The sequence below is a fragment of the Pseudomonas lini genome, from assembly GCF_030812475.1.
GTDB classification, from domain to species: Bacteria; Pseudomonadota; Gammaproteobacteria; order Pseudomonadales; family Pseudomonadaceae; genus Aquipseudomonas; species Aquipseudomonas lini_A.
The window spans coordinates 69,566-86,881 of sequence record NZ_JAUSSR010000001.1; the positions used below are offsets into that span (position 1 = coordinate 69,566).

Annotated in this window: 20 protein-coding genes, 1 tRNA gene and 2 pseudogenes; 14 read left to right on the plus strand and 9 right to left on the minus strand. The window is 58.2% G+C overall.

Translation table 11 applies throughout. The features are described 5' to 3' along the window. Positions 1–95: 95 nt before the first annotated feature. Complete coding sequence (locus J2W17_RS00360; protein WP_307327481.1) at positions 96–1,304, plus strand: class I SAM-dependent methyltransferase; 1,209 nt, start codon at positions 96–98, stop codon at positions 1,302–1,304. Here the strand turns inward: J2W17_RS00360 and J2W17_RS00365 are convergent. Then, complete coding sequence (locus J2W17_RS00365; RefSeq protein ID WP_307327483.1) at positions 1,292–2,203, minus strand: DMT family transporter; 912 nt, start codon at positions 2,201–2,203, stop codon at positions 1,292–1,294. The genes J2W17_RS00360 and J2W17_RS00365 overlap by 13 nt on opposite strands. A gap of 219 nt (positions 2,204–2,422) precedes the next feature. On the opposite strand from J2W17_RS00365, the gene J2W17_RS00370 reads away from it, so the two are divergent. The 4 genes and pseudogenes from J2W17_RS00370 to J2W17_RS00385 form a co-directional block, all read left to right on the plus strand. Further along, positions 2,423–3,004: a DJ-1/PfpI family protein gene (locus J2W17_RS00370; RefSeq protein ID WP_307327485.1), complete on the plus strand. Its 582-nt coding sequence runs from the start codon at positions 2,423–2,425 to the stop codon at positions 3,002–3,004. A 14-nt stretch (positions 3,005–3,018) separates the two neighbouring features. After that, complete coding sequence (locus J2W17_RS00375; RefSeq protein ID WP_307327487.1) at positions 3,019–3,324, plus strand: ribbon-helix-helix domain-containing protein; 306 nt, start codon at positions 3,019–3,021, stop codon at positions 3,322–3,324. 122 nt (positions 3,325–3,446) lie between these two features. Beyond that, positions 3,447–3,791 carry a YegP family protein gene (locus J2W17_RS00380; RefSeq protein ID WP_307327489.1) on the plus strand — a complete coding sequence of 115 codons (345 nt, stop codon included), beginning with the start codon at positions 3,447–3,449 and terminating at the stop codon, positions 3,789–3,791. Positions 3,792–3,839: 48 nt separating this feature from the next. Next, positions 3,840–4,082 (plus strand): annotated as a pseudogene (locus J2W17_RS00385) (cupin domain-containing protein); the annotation flags it as partial. A gap of 9 nt (positions 4,083–4,091) precedes the next feature. Here J2W17_RS00385 and J2W17_RS00390 read toward each other — a convergent pair. Further along, positions 4,092–5,111 (minus strand): DUF4917 family protein, encoded by a 1,020-nt coding sequence (locus J2W17_RS00390; RefSeq protein ID WP_307327491.1) that lies wholly within the window; start codon positions 5,109–5,111, stop codon positions 4,092–4,094. Between the two features lie 155 nt (positions 5,112–5,266). Here J2W17_RS00390 and yiaY point away from each other — a divergent pair, with 155 nt between their 5' ends. Beyond that, a complete protein-coding gene (gene yiaY, locus J2W17_RS00395; RefSeq protein ID WP_307327493.1) occupies positions 5,267–6,415 on the plus strand; it encodes an L-threonine dehydrogenase in 1,149 nt (382 codons plus the stop codon). On the opposite strand, the gene J2W17_RS00400 is transcribed toward yiaY, so the two are convergent. Both J2W17_RS00400 and J2W17_RS00405 read right to left on the minus strand, forming a co-directional pair. Further along, positions 6,412–7,572 (minus strand): MFS transporter, encoded by a 1,161-nt coding sequence (locus J2W17_RS00400; protein ID WP_307327495.1) that lies wholly within the window; start codon positions 7,570–7,572, stop codon positions 6,412–6,414. The two genes, yiaY and J2W17_RS00400, sit on opposite strands and share 4 nt — an antisense overlap. Before the next feature lie 17 nt (positions 7,573–7,589). Further along, positions 7,590–8,813 (minus strand): aminotransferase class I/II-fold pyridoxal phosphate-dependent enzyme, encoded by a 1,224-nt coding sequence (locus J2W17_RS00405; protein ID WP_307327497.1) that lies wholly within the window; start codon positions 8,811–8,813, stop codon positions 7,590–7,592. Between the two features lie 265 nt (positions 8,814–9,078). On the opposite strand from J2W17_RS00405, the pseudogene J2W17_RS00410 reads away from it, so the two are divergent. The 6 genes and pseudogenes from J2W17_RS00410 to J2W17_RS00435 form a co-directional block, all read left to right on the plus strand. Further along, positions 9,079–9,246: pseudogene (locus J2W17_RS00410) on the plus strand (type II toxin-antitoxin system RelE/ParE family toxin); the annotation flags it as partial. Further along, positions 9,243–9,539 (plus strand): addiction module antidote protein, encoded by a 297-nt coding sequence (locus J2W17_RS00415; protein WP_307327498.1) that lies wholly within the window; start codon positions 9,243–9,245, stop codon positions 9,537–9,539. The pseudogene J2W17_RS00410 and the gene J2W17_RS00415, both read left to right, overlap by 4 nt. A gap of 143 nt (positions 9,540–9,682) precedes the next feature. After that, a complete protein-coding gene (locus J2W17_RS00420; protein WP_307327500.1) occupies positions 9,683–10,321 on the plus strand; it encodes a LysE family translocator in 639 nt (212 codons plus the stop codon). An 85-nt stretch (positions 10,322–10,406) separates the two neighbouring features. Beyond that, positions 10,407–11,756, plus strand: a complete 1,350-nt coding sequence (locus tag J2W17_RS00425) for a sensor domain-containing protein (RefSeq protein WP_307327503.1) — start codon at positions 10,407–10,409, stop codon at positions 11,754–11,756. A 115-nt stretch (positions 11,757–11,871) separates the two neighbouring features. Beyond that, positions 11,872–12,030 carry a KGG domain-containing protein gene (locus J2W17_RS00430; protein WP_307327505.1) on the plus strand — a complete coding sequence of 53 codons (159 nt, stop codon included), beginning with the start codon at positions 11,872–11,874 and terminating at the stop codon, positions 12,028–12,030. A 73-nt stretch (positions 12,031–12,103) separates the two neighbouring features. Next, positions 12,104–12,607, plus strand: coding sequence for a DUF4142 domain-containing protein (locus J2W17_RS00435; RefSeq protein ID WP_307327507.1), 504 nt, complete (start codon positions 12,104–12,106; stop codon positions 12,605–12,607). Positions 12,608–12,664: 57 nt separating this feature from the next. Here J2W17_RS00435 and J2W17_RS00440 read toward each other — a convergent pair whose 3' ends face one another. Beyond that, entirely contained in the window at positions 12,665–13,075 is a 411-nt protein-coding gene (locus tag J2W17_RS00440; RefSeq protein WP_307327510.1) for a low affinity iron permease family protein, read from the minus strand. A 189-nt stretch (positions 13,076–13,264) separates the two neighbouring features. On the opposite strand from J2W17_RS00440, the gene J2W17_RS00445 reads away from it, so the two are divergent. Both J2W17_RS00445 and tam read left to right on the plus strand, forming a co-directional pair. Next, entirely contained in the window at positions 13,265–13,411 is a 147-nt protein-coding gene (locus J2W17_RS00445; RefSeq protein ID WP_191630651.1) for a hypothetical protein, read from the plus strand. A gap of 170 nt (positions 13,412–13,581) precedes the next feature. After that, the gene (gene tam, locus J2W17_RS00450) at positions 13,582–14,352 is read left to right on the plus strand and encodes a trans-aconitate 2-methyltransferase (protein WP_307327514.1); all 771 of its coding nucleotides are present in this window, start codon (positions 13,582–13,584) and stop codon (positions 14,350–14,352) included. Positions 14,353–14,638: 286 nt separating this feature from the next. Here tam and J2W17_RS00455 read toward each other — a convergent pair whose 3' ends face one another. From J2W17_RS00455 to J2W17_RS00470, 4 genes are all read right to left on the minus strand, one after another. Continuing rightward, positions 14,639–14,908 carry a short-chain dehydrogenase gene (locus J2W17_RS00455; protein WP_307327516.1) on the minus strand — a complete coding sequence of 90 codons (270 nt, stop codon included), beginning with the start codon at positions 14,906–14,908 and terminating at the stop codon, positions 14,639–14,641. A 492-nt stretch (positions 14,909–15,400) separates the two neighbouring features. Further along, positions 15,401–15,760 carry a helix-turn-helix domain-containing protein gene (locus J2W17_RS00460; protein ID WP_150798040.1) on the minus strand — a complete coding sequence of 120 codons (360 nt, stop codon included), beginning with the start codon at positions 15,758–15,760 and terminating at the stop codon, positions 15,401–15,403. Between the two features lie 167 nt (positions 15,761–15,927). Continuing rightward, positions 15,928–16,001: transfer RNA gene (locus J2W17_RS00465), tRNA-Gly, on the minus strand. Positions 16,002–16,181: 180 nt separating this feature from the next. Further along, positions 16,182–17,066 (minus strand): alpha/beta fold hydrolase, encoded by an 885-nt coding sequence (locus J2W17_RS00470; protein WP_307327521.1) that lies wholly within the window; start codon positions 17,064–17,066, stop codon positions 16,182–16,184. Positions 17,067–17,316 lie beyond the last annotated feature (250 nt).

Sequence of the window (17,316 nt, forward strand, 5' to 3'; positions counted from 1 at the left end):
GGCCGGGACCTGCCGGAAAATAACCCCGTGCCGAAAACCCCTATCCCCCTTAAAATGCCGGTCATTCCCGATTTCCACGCCGAGACGTTTTTTACATGTCCGTTACCGCCAGCCTCACGCCGGATCACCACGCGCAATTTATCGACCTGTTGGCGACCAGTCTGAGGCAGAACGCTTTCATCAAGCTGGTGCTGGCCAAGTACGTTGGCGCAGAGACAGACCTGCAGCGGCTGATCATCAAGCAATTGACGGTCAAGGATCAGCCCTGCCTGTCCTTTGTCTACCGCTACAAGACCCGCGACATCACCAAGAACCTGTCTCTTGCCGAGGGCATCGCGACCATCGCCGGGTTGCTGCCGGCCTCGTTCAAAAATGCGCATTTGCTGGCGCTGACTGACGAAGCCCAGCTCGAATACAGTAAAAAGGGCAAGTCTTCGCTGTTCAAGAGCAAACCTCAGCAATTACGTGAAGTGCCATCCGCCGAGCATAATCGCGAAAAGAACCGATTTCTCGACCTGAGCCGGCCATTCCTTGCCGACCTCGGCGTGACCAACAAGCAACATGAGTTGATCCCGGCGATGTCGCGCAAGTGGAAGCAGATCAACAAGTTCATCGAAGTCTTCAGCCATGCGTTGACCTCCTCGCCCCTGGCGCTGGACAAGCCGGTACGTGTCGCGGATTTTGGTTCGGGCAAGGGTTATTTGACGTTCGCGATCCACGACTATCTGCGCAATACCTTGAAAGCCGAAGGCGAGGTGACAGGGGTCGAGTTGCGTGAAGACATGGTCGCCCTGTGCAACACCGCGGCTGCAAAGCTGGAACATCCGGGCCTGGTGTTCAAATGCGGTGATGTGCGTAGCGTCGCGCCGAGCGAACTGGACGTGATGATCGCGCTGCATGCCTGCGACATCGCTACCGACTATGCGATCCACACCGGCATTCGTTCCGGGGCTTCGATCATCATGTGCTCGCCGTGCTGCCACAAGCAGATCCGCCTGCAGATCCAGAGCCCGGCGCTGCTCAAGCCGATGCTGCAATACGGACTGCACCTGGGCCAACAGGCGGAAATGGTCACCGACAGTTTGCGCGCGCTGTTTCTGGAAGCCTGCGGTTATGAAACCAAGGTCTTCGAGTTCATTTCACTGGAGCACACCAACAAGAACAAGATGATCCTGGCGGTCAAGCGCGCCGAACCGATGGACCCGGCTCAGCTGTTGGTGAAGATTCAGGAACTGAAGGATTTCTACCACATCAGCGAACATTGCCTCGAGACCCTGCTGCGAGCCGATGGTTATCTGGTTTGAATTCCCGCCGGTAACGTGCCCGGTTGCGCCGGGCGCACCGCCGTCTTGCGGCCCAAAATCACCGTCACGATCACTCCGGCGGCAAACAGCCAGGTGATCGGCTCGATGTGTTCGCCGAAGAACAATGCCGAAAACGCGATGGTGAAGAAGATCTGCAACAGCTGGATCTGACTGACCCGGGCAATGCCGCCCATGGCCAGCCCGGCGTACCAGGCAAAGAAACCGATGAACTGCGAGAACAGTGAGACGTATCCGAACGCCCACCAGGTCCTGGCCGAAATCGCGCCTTGATGTTGCAGCGCCAGGTACAGCACCGGTCCGATCAGCAGGGGCGTCGACAGCACCAGCGCCCAGCAGATCACCTGCCAGCCGCCCATTTCCTTGGCCAACCGGCCGCCTTCGGCATACCCCAGGCCACCCACGGCAATCGCCCCAAGCATCAGCAAATCACCGGCCTGAATGCTGCCGGCACCGCTGATCAGCGCATAACCGAGCACCAGCGCGCTGCCCAGGGCGGCGCAGGCCCAGAAGGCTTTCGACGGTCGTTCATGGGACAACCAGGCGGCATACAGCGCCACGCACAGCGGTTGCAGGCCGTTGACCAGCGCACCGTGGGACGCCGGCAAGGTTTGCATGGCCCAGGCCGAGAGTACCGGGAAGCCGAGGATCACCCCGGCAATCACCAGGCTCAGGCCTTTGACCTGTTTCCATGTTGGCCATTGTTCCCGGCGCCACAGCAACAATATCGCCGCCGGAACCGCCGCGAACAGTGCACGGCCCAGGCCGTTGAGCAACGGATGGAGTTCCTGCACGACGATCCGGGTGAAGGGCAGTGTAAGGCTGAAGATCACAACGCCGAGCAGGCCGAGGGCCATGCCGGTGTTTTCGCGCGAGGACATGATGGCAACCAGGATCGAGGGCGGTGGGAAGAGCCTTCATCTAGCCATAAACCGCGGCGTCTGCGCTGTTACAGCTGGGATCAGAGTTATCCGTACAGTTGGGCGTAATGCCCCCAGCTCCTACAGATGTCGGCGTAGTAGTCGGGTATTACCTGCCATACAGATAAAGGACTACCTTGAATACTCCTGCAGGCCCATATAACCCAGAGGAGTCTCCCCATGGCTGCCAAGAAAATCCTGATGCTGGTCGGCGATTACGTCGAAGACTACGAAGTGATGGTGCCCTTCCAGGCACTGCTGATGGTCGGCCACACGGTGCACGCCGTTTGCCCGGACAAAACCGCGGGCCAGACCGTGCGCACGGCGATCCATGACTTCGAAGGCGACCAGACCTACAGTGAAAAACCCGGCCATCTGTTTGCCCTGAACTTCGATTTTGCCAAGGTGGCCGAAACCGATTACGACGCGCTGCTGGTGCCGGGCGGTCGTGCGCCGGAGTACCTGCGCCTGAACGAAAAAGTCCTGGAACTGGTGCGAGCGTTCGACAAGGCCGGCAAACCGATCGCCGCCGTGTGTCACGGCGCGCAGTTGCTGGCGGCGGCGGGCATTCTGGAAGGTCGCGAATGCAGCGCCTACCCGGCGTGTGCCCCGGAAGTGCGCCTGGCCGGTGGTACGTTCATCGATATCCCGGTGACGGAGGGTCACGTCCAAGGCAATCTGGCCACTGCCCCGGCCTGGCCGGCCCATCCGAGCTGGCTGGCCGGTTTCCTCGGATTGCTGGGCACCAAAATAACGCTGTAATGAGGGACCTGTGCATGTGCGAGCTCTATGTCAAAGCTGATCCGATTCTCTACGAATCGCGCTCGCGCTCGCTGCGTATCTGCGGGGTAGTCACCACCTTGCGCCTGGAGAATCAGTTCTGGGACATCCTCAGCGAAATCGCCGAGGTCGACGGCATGACCACCAATCAGTTGATCGCCAAGTTGTACGAAGAGGTGATGGATTATCGCGGTGAGGTGGTCAACTTTGCTTCGTTTTTGCGGGTGAGCTGTACGCGATACCTGAGTCAACGACGGGTGCAGGTGCCGGAGTTGTCGGTGGTGCGGGCGGGGGTGAAGTAGGGTGGTTTTGCGGTGACCTTGCCGGCCCTTTCGCTCGCGAAGGGGCCGGTACAGGCGACAAAAATCCTGGCCTGGTCTTTACTCTGAAGCGCACATCCTCTCAATCGCCAAGGAGAACGAGCATGTCCGGATGGTACGAAATGAGCAAAAGCAGCAGTGGCCAGTTCAGGTTTGTACTGAAGGCCGCCAATGCCGAAACCATTCTGACCAGCGAGCTGTACACTACCCGCGCCGCTGCCGACAAAGGCATCGCATCGGTTCAGTCCAACAGCCCGCTGGATGAACGCTACGAGAAAAAAACCACCAAGGATGGCCATCCTTACTTCAACCTCAAGGCCGGCAATCACGAGATCATTGGCAGCAGTGAGGCTTACTCCTCCGATGCCGCGATAGACAAAGGCATCGCTAGCGTGAAGGCCAACGGCCCGACCAAAGTGATCAAGGACAAGACCCTGCCGGTGCTCTAACCACATCCCCCGTAGAAGCTGGCTTGTCGGATCGCCGCACCGCAGCCCAATGACCATAGCCCCGGTTACGCGGTGCTGGCCCATCAGGTCAGCGACCGCAGCCTGCTGCCGTTCATGATTTACCCGCCGATCGAGTTCGCCGACAAATCCTTCAAGGAACACCTGGGGGAAGAGTTTCTGTTCGTCCACGAAGGGCAGGTGGAAGTGGACTTCATGAACGAGCGGGTGCTGCTCGATCGCGGGGATGCGCTGCATTTCAATGCACAGAAGCCGCACCGGATTCGGTCAGTCGACGCGCCGCTAAACTTCAACCGGTACAGTCAGCTTCGGGCTCCCCAAGGCATGCGTCTTGGAATCGAAAAACTGCAACTCAACCCCGGTCCCCTCAAACACCTTCGCGTAATGCCGCTTCTGATGCTGGATGAACGCCTTGCTGCGCGGATAAATCGACACCGCCACGCGCTTGGGTTTCGCCTGGCGCAACGCATGAATGATGTGGCTGTCCTGCTCGCCCAAGGCATGACCGAAGATGCACAGCCCCTCGCCATGCCCCAGTAACTGGTCATAGCAGAACGACAGATAATCCGAGCTGCGAATGGTCTTGAGCTTGTCCAGAGCCGGCCCTTCGTTGACGAACAGCGGCACGTCGTCGAGGGTCTTGATCGTGTTGTTGATGGCGAAGCTGCCGAGCAAGGTGCCCTCGGTCGACATCAGCTTGCGTGCGGTGCCGTCCTGGTTACGCACCAGATGCAGGCCGCCGTGCAAGTACAGCAGCCGGGTTTTTTCTGTGCTCGCGGCGCTCAGGTCGAAGCTCGGTTCTGCCCCTTGGAACAAGTCGCCGATAGCGTCAGGCTGGTGCTGGATCGCCCAGTAGTTGAGCAAATCGTAGTTGGTGGTGAACACCGTCCGATAATTGCCCAGTTCCTGACTGATTGTCGCCAGGGTCGAGGGCACCACCAGCCGCCAAGGAATGTGCACCGCGTGCACAGTGTTGATCAGCGCTTCCTTGATCGCGTAGTAGCGATTACGCGGTGCGGCAGAGCTGACGGCCAGGGCCTTGTTGACCCGGCTGGTGGTTTTCAGCGCGCTGAGCACCTGTTCGAAGCTGCGCGTTTGCATTGCGTCGAACACGCTCAGTTCGGACTGGCTCATCGGTTTTTCTTCGACGGTGCGGGCGTTTTCAAACAGCGAGTCATACCCGAAGTCGTCCCACACTGCGCGGCTGGCGCCATTGCCCACCAGCAAGCCGCTGAACGAGGCGGTGCCCCGCAAGGCGTTCCAGTCTTCAAGTTGGGCATCGACATCCAGGAAATCGGTCATTGCAGTCGGCGTCTCAAAGCAAAAGGTCTGATGGGCGGCGACTTTATCACGCCCGGGACTTGAGCCAGATCAAGTTACTGCGCAACCGAAGGGTCGATCCTGTGGGTACCCGCTGGATCGGCCCTCCGATTCGGCCCCAGCCTGGAGATTCACTCGTGAGCAGCACGTTTTTCATCCCCGCCGTGAACATCATGGGCATTGGTTGCCTCGACGAAGCCATGGTCGCCATTGGCAAATACGGTTTTCGCAAGGCGTTGATCGTCACCGACACCGGGCTGGCCAAGGCCGGCGTGGCGAAGATGATTGCCGGGAAGCTGGCGATGCTGGACATCGATTCGGTGATCTTTGACGGCGCCAAGCCTAACCCGAGCATCGCCAACGTCGAGCTGGGCCTGGGACTGCTCAAGGATAGCGGCTGTGATTTCGTGGTGTCCCTCGGTGGCGGTTCGCCCCATGACTGCGCCAAAGGCATCGCCTTGTGCGCGACCAACGGCGGGCAGATCCGCGACTATGAGGGCGTCGATCAGTCGACCAAACCGCAACTGCCGCTGATCGCCATCAACACCACCGCCGGCACGGCCAGCGAAATGACACGCTTCTGCATCATCACCGACGAATCCCGTCACGTGAAAATGGCCATCGTCGACCGCAACGTCACGCCGCTGCTGTCGGTCAACGACCCGGCGCTGATGGTCGCCATGCCCAAAGGCCTGACGGCGGCCACCGGCATGGACGCGCTGACCCATGCAATCGAAGCCTACGTCTCCACCGCCGCCACCCCGATCACCGATGCCTGCGCGCTCAAGGCGATCACCTTGATCAGCAACAACCTGCGCCTGGCCGTCAGCGACGGCAGCGACCTGGCGGCACGGGAAAACATGGCGTATGCACAGTTCCTCGCCGGCATGGCTTTCAACAATGCTTCACTGGGCCATGTCCACGCCATGGCGCATCAGCTGGGCGGGTTCTACGACTTGCCCCATGGCGTATGCAACGCCGTGCTGTTGCCCCATGTGCAAAGCTTCAACGCGCTGGTGTGCGCCGATCGCCTGAGGGATGTTGCCGTGGCAATGGGCGTCGACACCCATGGATTCAGCCCGGAAAAGGGTGCTCAAGCGGCCATCGCGGCCATCCGCAACCTGTCCAGGGATGTTGAAATCCCCGCCGGCTTGCGTGAACTCGGCGCCAAACTCAACGACATCCCGCTCCTTGCCAGCAATGCCCTGAAAGACGCCTGTGGCCTGACTAATCCACGGGTGGCGGATCAGCGGCAGATCGAGGAGATCTTCCGTAGCGCGTTCTAGATGGATTTACCCCCGGGCGCGAGCATCACGCAGAGGATCGCGCCCACCGCCAGCAAGGCGCATAACAACGATAGTGGCCAGGCCTGCGGACTGGCGATCAGGCTGGCGATCCCGCCGATGGCGGCAGCCATCAGCTGGTGAATGAAACCGCTCAACGCCATCGCATACGCCCCGCCGACTGGCGAACCGGCGTTGGCCAGCGACAGGCTGATCGGGTAGTTCAACGACTGGCCGAACACGGCAAGGCAATACGGTAGCCAGAACAGCAACGCCACTGAACTGCCCGCAATACTCCCCAGCAACATCGCTGCGCTGCCAGCCAGCACCAACCCTGCGCCAACTGTCATCAGCCTGCGTTGCCCGATACGAAGCACAAAGGCATTGACCCCCAGCGCTCCCAGAAAATATGCCGCACTGATGGGCCAGCCCAACAACCCGTACTCGACGGCCGACCAGTTGAACGGTCCTTGCAGAATCAGCGGCGCGGCCGTGTTGAACGCGATGATCACTCCGTAACCGAGACCGCCGGCCAGGGCTGGCAACAAAAAGGCTCGATCACACAGAATGCGCCAGTAGCTCGACCAGGCGGACAATCGAACGTTGTCCTCGGTCAGTATCGGGAACGTAACTCGCACTACAATCCCCGCCATCAACAGGCTCGCACCACCCAACAGGTAGAAAATAGCTGACCAGCCCAGCGCAACTTGAATGATCGACCCCAGGTATTGACCGATCCCCAACGCCACCACGAAGGAAATGGAAATCCAGGACAGCGCTTTGGCCAGCAGGTCACCGCGGAAACTGTCGCGGATCAGCACTCGCGCCATCACCGAAATCCCGCTGGCGCCGACACCCTGAACCAGTCGAAAAATCAGGAACGATTCAAGCGACTCGCCCAGTGGAAGCGCCAGATTACCCGCTCCATAGATACCGAGTGCGGCGAGCAACACCGGTTTTCGACCAATGCGCTGGCCCAGGCTGCCCCAGAACAGCATCGGCAGGGCCATACCGATCAGGTACACAGCTAGTCCCCATGAAAGCTGCGAGGCGTCGGCGCCGAGACTTCGAGCCATCTCCGGTAGCGCGGGCAGATAAATGCTCATGCCCAATTGGGCGAGAAAAACTGTGCTGCAGGTGACGAGGAGGGTGGTATTCATGGAGTCTTCCCAGGATTTCAGTCGCTGAGGCTCCCAACGTGTGTGCGTAAAAGCTCGGTGAGGAGTTCGCAGAAGTGGCAGATAAGCGACGGATCCATATCGGCACGCAGAGTAATTCTGATGGCGGCATTACCTTGTGCCACCACCGGAAAAAAGACTGCCGAAGTGAAAAAACCGAGGTTGGCCAGTTCTACGGCGATGCAGTTGGCTTGCGCCGCTTCACCGCAGTGAATCAGTCGAATCGCCATGTTACTGCCGTGTTGTCTGGTTCGAATCAGGCTGTCAAAGAGCTGAATATTAGCCTGTAATTTCTCCTGTAATGCGGCAAATTCCGGGGTGCGGTGAAGCTTGATTGATGCTCTGCCTGCACCGATGGCTGCGCTGTTCAAGCTTTGCGACCAGTTGCTGGGGCCGCCGTAACGCTGGATGAGCTTCTTCTGTCTTTCATCGCCCAGCATTACCAGACCGCCGCTGGCGCCAAACGACTTGGCTAAGGAGGCGACGATCAGACAGTGATCCTCAAGGGCGTGCATCCTGGGTCTTACGAGGCCTGCGCCGAATGTGCCAACTGCGGAAAGAGCATGGGAGTCATCCAGATAAAGAAACAGTCCATAGCGGTCTTTCAGGTACAAAAGACTGTCCAGATCGGCAACTCCGCCCATGCTGTAAGCGCCGTCGGCAACATACGCGACCCTGGCCTCTCGCTGGCACTGTTTTTCGAGAAAATCCATGTCGTTATGCGGACTTGTCACGACCTTGGTTTCGTCCGCGCAGGCAGCTTTGATGTGATTCATCGAGTAATGTGCCAAGCGGTCGAACACCATTACAGGGGGGCGGTTTTCAGTGAACACGCCGCTTGCCAGCAATGGCAGCACTCCAGCACTCGCCGCACTGCATGACAGCGTGCTGATGCAATGGGTGCCAAATAACTCGGACAGCTCGGTTTCGTACTGTTCCAGACTTGCCAGTTTGCAGCGATTCTTTGAATTGGCGACGCGAAGGGTGCCGGTTTCCCACAACGTGGTGATGGCTCCGTCGAGCAGATCGGGATGGTGATCCAGGCCAAGATAAGATGTGGTGCAAAAGTGATGAAACTCACGCCCGTATTGGTCAACCATTCGATTGGTGTTTCTGATGTCGACATTGAGCCCCGCGACTTTTCCGGCTTCGGCTGTTTCCCAGTCGTGATCGGCCAGCGAGATCAGTTTTCTATAGTTGGTGAAGGTATTTACTGAGTCCATTTGACGTATCTGTCCTTGAGTAGTGTTGCCAACTGTTTGTGTACCCAGACTTTACAGACTGCGCCTGAGGCGTTGAATCGGCCGTTTCCGGGAAGCTTGAGTGTTACGAGAGATTTATGTGTAGGACGATTGCTCGTGATGTTGTGGGCTAAAACCGGGCTATATTGCCGATTCAGTCGAACCGAAGTCATCGAGCCCACCATGCTGCAAAAAAGCCTGATCCGCCGTCTCGACCTGATCACTCTCCAGCTGTTTGTCGCCGTCCACGAAGAAGGTCAGCGAGTTACGGATTCACTACGGCCCTGGCTACCGCGTATATTTTCAGCAGTCAGGTGATGAATTCGTTTTGCTGTTGTGCGACGGCGACAAAAGCAGCCAAAGCCGTGATATTGAAGCGGCTAAAAAACTCGCCAGCGAGTGGAGGTCAGAATGAGCGAAAAAATTTACAACTACGTCCCGGCAGCAGCCCTGGACGGCCCTGAAGCAATCGCCATTTTCATGGCGGATGCGTTTGAGACTGGCAACGCTGAATACATCGCTAAGGCACTGGGAGTTGTTGCTCGCGCCAAAGGCATGAGCGAGCTGGCCCGCGAAACCGGTCTTTCCCGTGAGCAGCTTTATCGCTCATTCAGCGAAGAAGGGAATCCCACGCTCAAAACCATGTTGGTCGTTATGCGAGGCCTTGGCATCGACCTGACCGCTCGACCGCACGTATCCCCGCTGTAACCCCTCCGCCGCCCACACCTCCGATCTCCCTCGGTTCAACCAGCGGCATCCCCAGGTCAAGACCGACCTTGAGGAACGCCCCACCGCCCCGGAGACCTGAGATAGACTGGCGCGCATTCGCCCAGTCTCTGCAAGGACTTCCCATGACTCCATCGCTGCTAATGGCCGTTCTCGCCTCGGGCTTTATCTACGGCATCACGCCGGGGCCGGGGGTGCTGGCGGTGTTCGGCATCGGCGCGGCGCATGGCCGGCGGGCCGGGGCGGGGTTTCTCTGCGGGCATTTGCTGGGGGATGTGGTCTGGTGCAGCACCGCGTTGATCGCGATTGTCGGTGCGCGGGAAATCGGCAGTACAGCCTTCGATGTGTTGGGGGTGCTCAGCGGGCTCTATCTGTTCTGGCTCGGTTTGCGCGCGGTGCGTGCTCGCCGCAGCACTGGCGAAACGCCTCAAGGGCCGGCGCGGCAGCCGTTCTGGCACGGCATACTGTTTGGCCTGACCAATCCGAAAGCCTATCCGGTAGCGGTGGCGACGTTTACCGCGCTGCTCTCAAGCCGTGCAGAACTGTTGCATTGGTCAATGTTGCCGTGGTTGATTGTCCTGAGCTTTGTCGGCGGCGTCATGGCCTACGCTATCCTCATTGGTATTGTCGGCGCACGGCAGGTGCGCGGCCTGTATCAACGACATGAGCTGGCGATCACCCGGTTGTGCGGGGTGATGTTCATCGGTTTCGCCATCAACGCCCTGGTGCATGCATTGCCGGGGCTGGTGCCGAACAAGGCGTGAGGCTGATTGCACGGACGCATCAGCGGTAATGATCGGTCAGGGATGGTTTTTTATTGCTGCATAGTCCGGAAACGCCCACCGCACCATGGCAACCAGAAATTCAGCGCCCCAGGCGAGCTACATCGATCTCTTGCTGGACGCAGTCTGTGCGGTCGATAAACACGGTCGCTACGTATTTGTCAGTGCAGCCTGCGAGCGCATATTCGGCTATACCCCCGACGAGTTGATCGGCCGTCCGATGATCGATCTGGTGCATCCCGCCGATCGGCAGCGCACCCTCGACGCCGCCAGGGAAATCATGGACGGCGAGCCAAAGCTCAACTTTGAAAATCGCTACCTGCGCAAGGATGGTCGGGTGGTGCACATCCTCTGGTCGGCCCGCTGGTCGGAAGTCGACCAGCTGCGCATCGCCGTGGCCCGCGACATTACCGAGCGCAAAGAGGCCGAGGCCCGGCAAGCGGCACTGTATGCGATTTCCGAAGCCGCCCACGTCACGGAGGATTTATTGGCGCTGTTCCAACGCATCCATTGGCTGATCGGCGAATGGCTGCCGGCGCCGAATTTCTCTGTCGCTTTATATGACGAACATTGCGGACAGCTGAATTTTCCTTATCACGTCGACGACCATGAACTGCAACCCGAACAGCCCGGAACCATCACCGGGCGCCTGTGTGCCGAGGTCATTCGCAGCGGCCAGCCGATCCTGCTGACCCGGGAACTGGACAATTTGCCTGAAGGGTTCGAGGCGCTGGTCGCGAACCAGCCATCGACCTGTTGGCTGGGCGTGCCGCTGAGTTCACAAAACGGCACCATCGGTGCGCTGATCGTCAAAAGCGTGCCCGGTGGCGAGCGCTACACGGAGCAGGATAAGGAACTGCTGCAGTACGTTTGCGCCCAGGTCGCGACGGCCATCGAACGCAAGCAATTGCACGCCAGGCTGCAGCGCATGGCCCAGTACGATCAACTCACCCAGTTGCCCAATCGCGAGTTGCTCCGTGAGCGGCTCAAGGCTTCATTGGCCATGGCCCGTGAAGACAGCGGCCGAATGGGATTGCTGTACATCGATCTCGACCGCTTCAAGGAGGTCAACGACACCCACGGCCACGCGATTGGCGACATGCTGCTGCAAGCGGTCGCCAATCGGCTCACGCATTGCGTGCGCGAAACCGATACCGTGGCACGTATCGGCGGTGATGAGTTTGTCGTATTGCTGCACAGTATCCACGCCAGCGAAGACGCCGACAACGTGGCGGAAAAAGTCCGCCAGGTCCTCGCCCAGCCTTTGCGCCTGGACGGGCACAGCGTGAATATCCAGCCGAGCATCGGCGTTGCGCACTACCCCGAACATGGCACCGAAGAAAGCCAGTTGTTCAGGCATGCCGACGGAGCGATGTACAGCGCCAAACGCCAGCAGCACCTGCGGCTCGGTGAGTGAATATTCACCACCGTTCGTCGCAGCGATCCCATGTTTTCTAAACCTTTACGGTGATCGAAATTCTGATTCTATGCGGGCTTATGCTCGCTGCGCTCATCAAGAGAGGTAGAGAATCATGCCTAACTCAAAAAACTCGAACTCGGGAAACTTCGCCAACGATCGAACGAAGGCGTCTGAAGCCGGTCGCAAAGGTGGGAAAACTACCACCACGACTGTCGAAAAAGACCCAGCGAAACCCGATATGGGCCGCAAAGGCGGTCAGAAATCGAAATAGTCCGTGAGGTAGTTTTGATTGAGAGGCGGGAGCGTAAGCTCCCGCTTGAATTTTTCAAGAGGAGGGCGCGACCATGAGCCGGATGGCCACCCGATTACGCAATGCCAGTTTTGCCACTTTATTGGGCCTGTGTGCCAGCAGTGCCTTTGCCCAGTCTCCCGCCGAATTCATCAATGACGCCTCGGCCAAAGGCATGGCCGACATCGAAGCCAGTCGCCTGGCGCACCAATTGTCCGAGTCCAAAGAGGTCAAGGATTACACCATTGTCGTCATCAACGATCGCACCACCGCCAACCAGCATTTGGCGAAAATCGCCAAGCAACTGGAATTGCCTGTGGCCCCGCGCGAAGAAGTGGTCGACAAGGCCAAGGCCCTGATGCCGGAAGTGAAAGCAGATGCCAGCTTCGACCAGGCCTACGCGGCCAGCCAGGTGAAATCCACCCAGGAAGCCATCGAGCAGCTGCAGCAGGCCGCGCAAACGAGCGACGTGCCGCAAATCAAAGCCTTCGCTGAAGAAACCCTGCCCAAACTGCAAAACCATCTGCAGATGGCCAAGGCGCTGCAAGCCAGTCGCTAGGGGTTGGCAGTGAAAATGTAAAACGGCGCGTGACTCAGGTCAGGCGCCGTTTATTGTTTAGCACTCGTCCCACTTCGGCTTTTGCTTGTCCTTGGAGACGAGACCTTCGAGGTCGAATACTTCATTTTCGCCCATGGCGCGATAGTGTTTGCGCAAGGCTTCCAGCTGCTTGAGATCGAGCAATTCGAGCCCCAGCATCGCATTTCGCGCTTCCTTGTTGACCCGCAGCAATTCATCGATCTTCAAGTGCAGAATGTCGGTATCGCGGTTCTGCGTGTTCTGGATCAAAAACACCATGAGGAAGGTGATGATGGTGGTGGAGGTGTTGATGATCAGCTGCCAGGTATCGTTGTAATCGAAAATCGGCCCACTCAGACCCCACAGACCAATCAGAATCAACGCGCTCATGAAGGTCTTGGGGCTACCGGCCCACAGAGCGAGTTTCTGCGAGATTTTTGCGAATTTCATTGCCGTGTTCCTTATAGGGATGCGCCTGATTTTGTGACAGCGCCGGCATGCTGAAAATTCTGCTTACATTTCTTTTTGCATAAACCAGCTCCCATAAGGCCTGCACGCTCATCGCGTCAGATGCGATCAATCGCAACGAACTCGATAAGGCCGGGTCACTACATCAAGCCCTTTATCCCGGAGACCACCATGAACCTCGCCCGTACGCTGTGCCTTTCCTGCTGCCTGCTCGCCTTGCAAGGCTGCTTCGACAATTCGGACAACGAGACCAAGGACAATACGGATGGCACCAAGTCTTCGGTGCAGATGCAGGAGAAGGATGCGCCGGAAAAATAGTTGATGTTAAATCGCAAAACCGGCCCGTCAGGCCGGTTTTTTCAAACTGAATGACCCAGCGCGAGAGCTCGCTTTGTAATCGACCCATACATCTTCCGGGGAAGTCAGATCGACTGCGGCGCTGTATCTTGGTGACCCGTTTTGCACAAACGCGCCGACAGGAGAACGCAATGAGTTGGTCCGCCAGACAATACGTCGCTTTTGAAGATGAACGCACCCGCCCGGCCCGTGACCTGCTGGCGGCCATTCCCGGTAATGACGCGCGCTCGGCCATCGACATCGGTTGCGGCCCCGGTAATTCGACCGAATTGCTGGTGGAACGCTTCCCCAACGCCACGGTGCGAGGGTTGGACAGTTCGACCGACATGATCGACGCCGCCCGCAAGCGCTTGCCGCAGGTGCAGTTCGATACCGCTGACATCGATACCTGGAGCGAGAGTGGCCCCTTCGATGTGATCTTTGCCAACGCGGTGTTGCAGTGGCTGCCTGACCACGCGAACTTGCTGCCGGCATTGGTGAATAAGCTGGCGCCCGGTGGCAGCCTGGCGATCCAGATGCCGGACAACCTCAACGAATCCTCCCACCGCTTGATGCGCGAAGTCGCAGCCGATGGCCCTTGGGTCGGCAAACTGGCAGGCGTCGCCGGGCAGCGGACGGAAATGGCAAGTGCCAGCGGTTACTATTCGATGCTGCGCCCCCACTGTTCCCGGGTTGATGTATGGCGCACGACTTATCACCATCCGCTCGCCGGCGGCGCTTCTGCTGTGGTGGAGTGGTTCAAGGGCAGCGGATTGCGGCCGTTTCTCGAGCCGCTGGATGAAGCGGAGCGGGCGCAGTTCCTCAAGCAATATCAGACGGCCATCGAGCGCGCTTATCCGGCGCTGGCCGATGGCTCGGTGCTGCTACCGTTTCCGCGGTTGTTTATCGTCGCGACCCGTTGATACCCCTATCTGTAGGAGCAAGCTTGCTCGCGATGGACGTCAACGATAACGCGCATTTTCTGAATGAACGCGTCGCCTTGAGACCATCGTCGGAACGCCACTTGTTACCAGAGGCGACACAGCACAGCAGCCGGGTTTAACCGATGCAGGGCGATGGCTCGGTGCTGCTGCCGTTTTCTCTGTCGTTTAACGTCGCGACTTGCTGGAGTAAAAAAGGGCAGGTGACGTTTAAGGTCATCTGTCCTTTTTACTTGTGCGTTATCGCATCAGTCGATGCTTGATGACGTCAAGCCGGTTCGGCATCCATACGTCGCGCAACGACATCCAGAACATCACAACCATCGCGCAAGGGGATACAGCAAAGCAAGGCGAAATCACTGAGAATCACCGAATCAGTGGAGATGTCGCCGCGCATCGCGAGGTTTTCCAGGACCTGAGTCACCGCACCAATTCTGTAACGGGCGGTGCTGAGCAGTGAGTGCAGCGGTTGGGTGGTGTTTACATACAGCGAGGGAAGGTCGTCGGCGTTGCTGGTTAAAGCCATATATTCTTTCATGAGTGATTGCCTTGAATTGAAGTCAGGTGACCTACCACTCGTTGTCGCCAAACAATGGTGGTAGCTGTACGCGGGTTGGCGAACCGGACAAGGCACAAACCGGCAGACCCGAAGGTCTCCCACGCACAGCCACCAAAAAATAGGCAGCCAAGTGCATTCAGAAACGCTCCGAGCTGGCTCGGAGGTTTCTGTGCCTTGCCATCGAGTCGCCAAACCCGATGCGTCATGTGGACGCGGATCGGACTATAGGCTTCGTGGCAATGGCGCAGCAATGCGCAAGTCTACGGACAATTCCCAGAGTAGTGTAGGACGTTGCCTTTTCGAAAACAGGCCTCGCTCGGACCTCCGCAGAATGGTCAACCGGCATTTGAAATTGGCATGCGTTGACTGGCTTACCGAGGAGAGAACAACGTTTCACCAGATTCCGCCCACAAAAAACCGGTCATTGATGACCGGTTATTTTGCTACTACAACCTCACGCTCTTCTGAGTGTCAGGCAACACCCGCAAGCAAACTCTCATAAGGAATTCGCAACCCGTCGTGTAGACGCTTGATCATTGACAGACTCAGTTTGCGCTTGCGGTTCAGCACTTCGGATACGCGTCCGCTCGTGCCGATGAAGGGTTCCAGGTCACGAGGGGTCAGACCTTGCTGATCCATTCGAAATTTAATGGCCTCAATCGGATCGGAGGGCGGCATAGGGTAATGCTCGTCTTCGTATTTTTCGATGAGCAGCGCCAGAATTTCCAGCTCATCGCCTTCAGGCGAACCGATGTCCGCCCCCCACAATTGCTCGACGCGCGCAAATGCAGCGGTCAGGTCTTCTTGGCTGCGAATAGGTTTAATGTTCATCACACGGTCTCCGTGTTGATCTGATCATACTGGGCGTGGGTGCCTACGAATCGTATGAAGCCGAGCTGCTCCCACCAAACCCCAGACACAAAAAAACCGGCCATCAAGGCCGGTTTTTTCTTTACCTGCATCCCCCGTCAAAAATCGACGTGAGACTGAAATTCGATTGGAGCGGGTGAAGGGAATCGAACCCTCGTTATCAGCTTGGGAAGCTGGAGTAATGCCATTATACGACACCCGCTCAGAGCGGCTGACTTTGTACCAGATGTGCGCGCGAATTTGAAGTTTTTCTTTGTGCGCGTTGCATTCAGCACCGGGTAAATCAAAAACAGGGACCGCGTGACGGTCGTTCGCGGGCAAGCCTCGCCTACAGGAATGCATTCAACACTGCAGGGCGGGGCGTGCGCGCGATGACGCTGTTTCAGATGGCAAATGCATGTTGGTCCTGGACGTAGTGGTACCGCGGTCGGCTGGCCTGTTGCGCCGGTTTCAGGAAGCCCAGCAGTGCGTTGCGGCTGTCTCGGCAGGCGGCTTTGTGTTCCATGTCGAGAAAGTGGCCGGTGGCCTGCAGGGTGCTGAAGGTGGCGTCCTGCACATGGTCGGCGAATAACCGGGCGCCATCGGCAGCGGTGTATTCGTCCCATTCGCCGTTCATGAACAGCACCGGCACCTTGATTTTCTGCGCAGCCTTGAAAAAGCACTGGCGATCGCTGTGCAGCAGGTCGCTGATGTGGAAGTGCATCTGCCCGTATTCATGCTCGGCCAGGGAGCTGACGTGCCGGTAGTTGAAGCGCTTGAACAGGGTCGGCAGGTGTTTGCCGATGGTGCTGTTCACCAGGTTGCCGACCCGGTCGCCGTCCCGGCTGCCGAGGTAATCGATCCCGCGCTCGAGGTAGTCGAGCATGTGCGAGTTGATCTCCGGCGAGAACGAGCTGATCACGGCTTTTTCGATGCGCCGTGGCTGTTGGGCCAGGGCGACCAGGGTCGCGGCGCCACCCCAGGAAAACGACAGCACGTGTTCGGCGGCGAAGTGATCGATCAGCTCCAGGAGGATCTGCCCTTCGATTTCCTTGGTCAGCAATGTCTCATGCAGGTTGTGGGCTTTTGACTTGCCCGCGTAGGGCTGGTCGTAGCAGACCACGTTGAACTGCGGGTGAAGGTTTTTCACGGTTTGTGCGAACGACGCAGTCGTGGCCATCGAGCCGTTGACCAGGATAATGGTCTTCTCTGCGGCGTCTGCGCGATAGAACTCCGTGTAAACCCGATACTGACCCTGTATATCCAGCACAGCGATTTCTGGCCTCATGTCATAAGACTCCAAGCAAGCGGGTATGAGCGCAAATGAGATTGCACGAGCTTTGTGACAGGTAGGCATGCGCCTGGAAATCTGGAGCCCATGTCGATCCAAAACAGTCCGGTCGACGGGTATTGTTATTGGCGGGCAGTCTGCCGGGGGACAGCGGAACCTGAGGGTTCTCTACCGGCAAAAAGTTTCTTAGAAGTATGTTGTGACTCGTCGGTCACATTTCGGCCGACGTCCTGATTCAAGCAGGGGT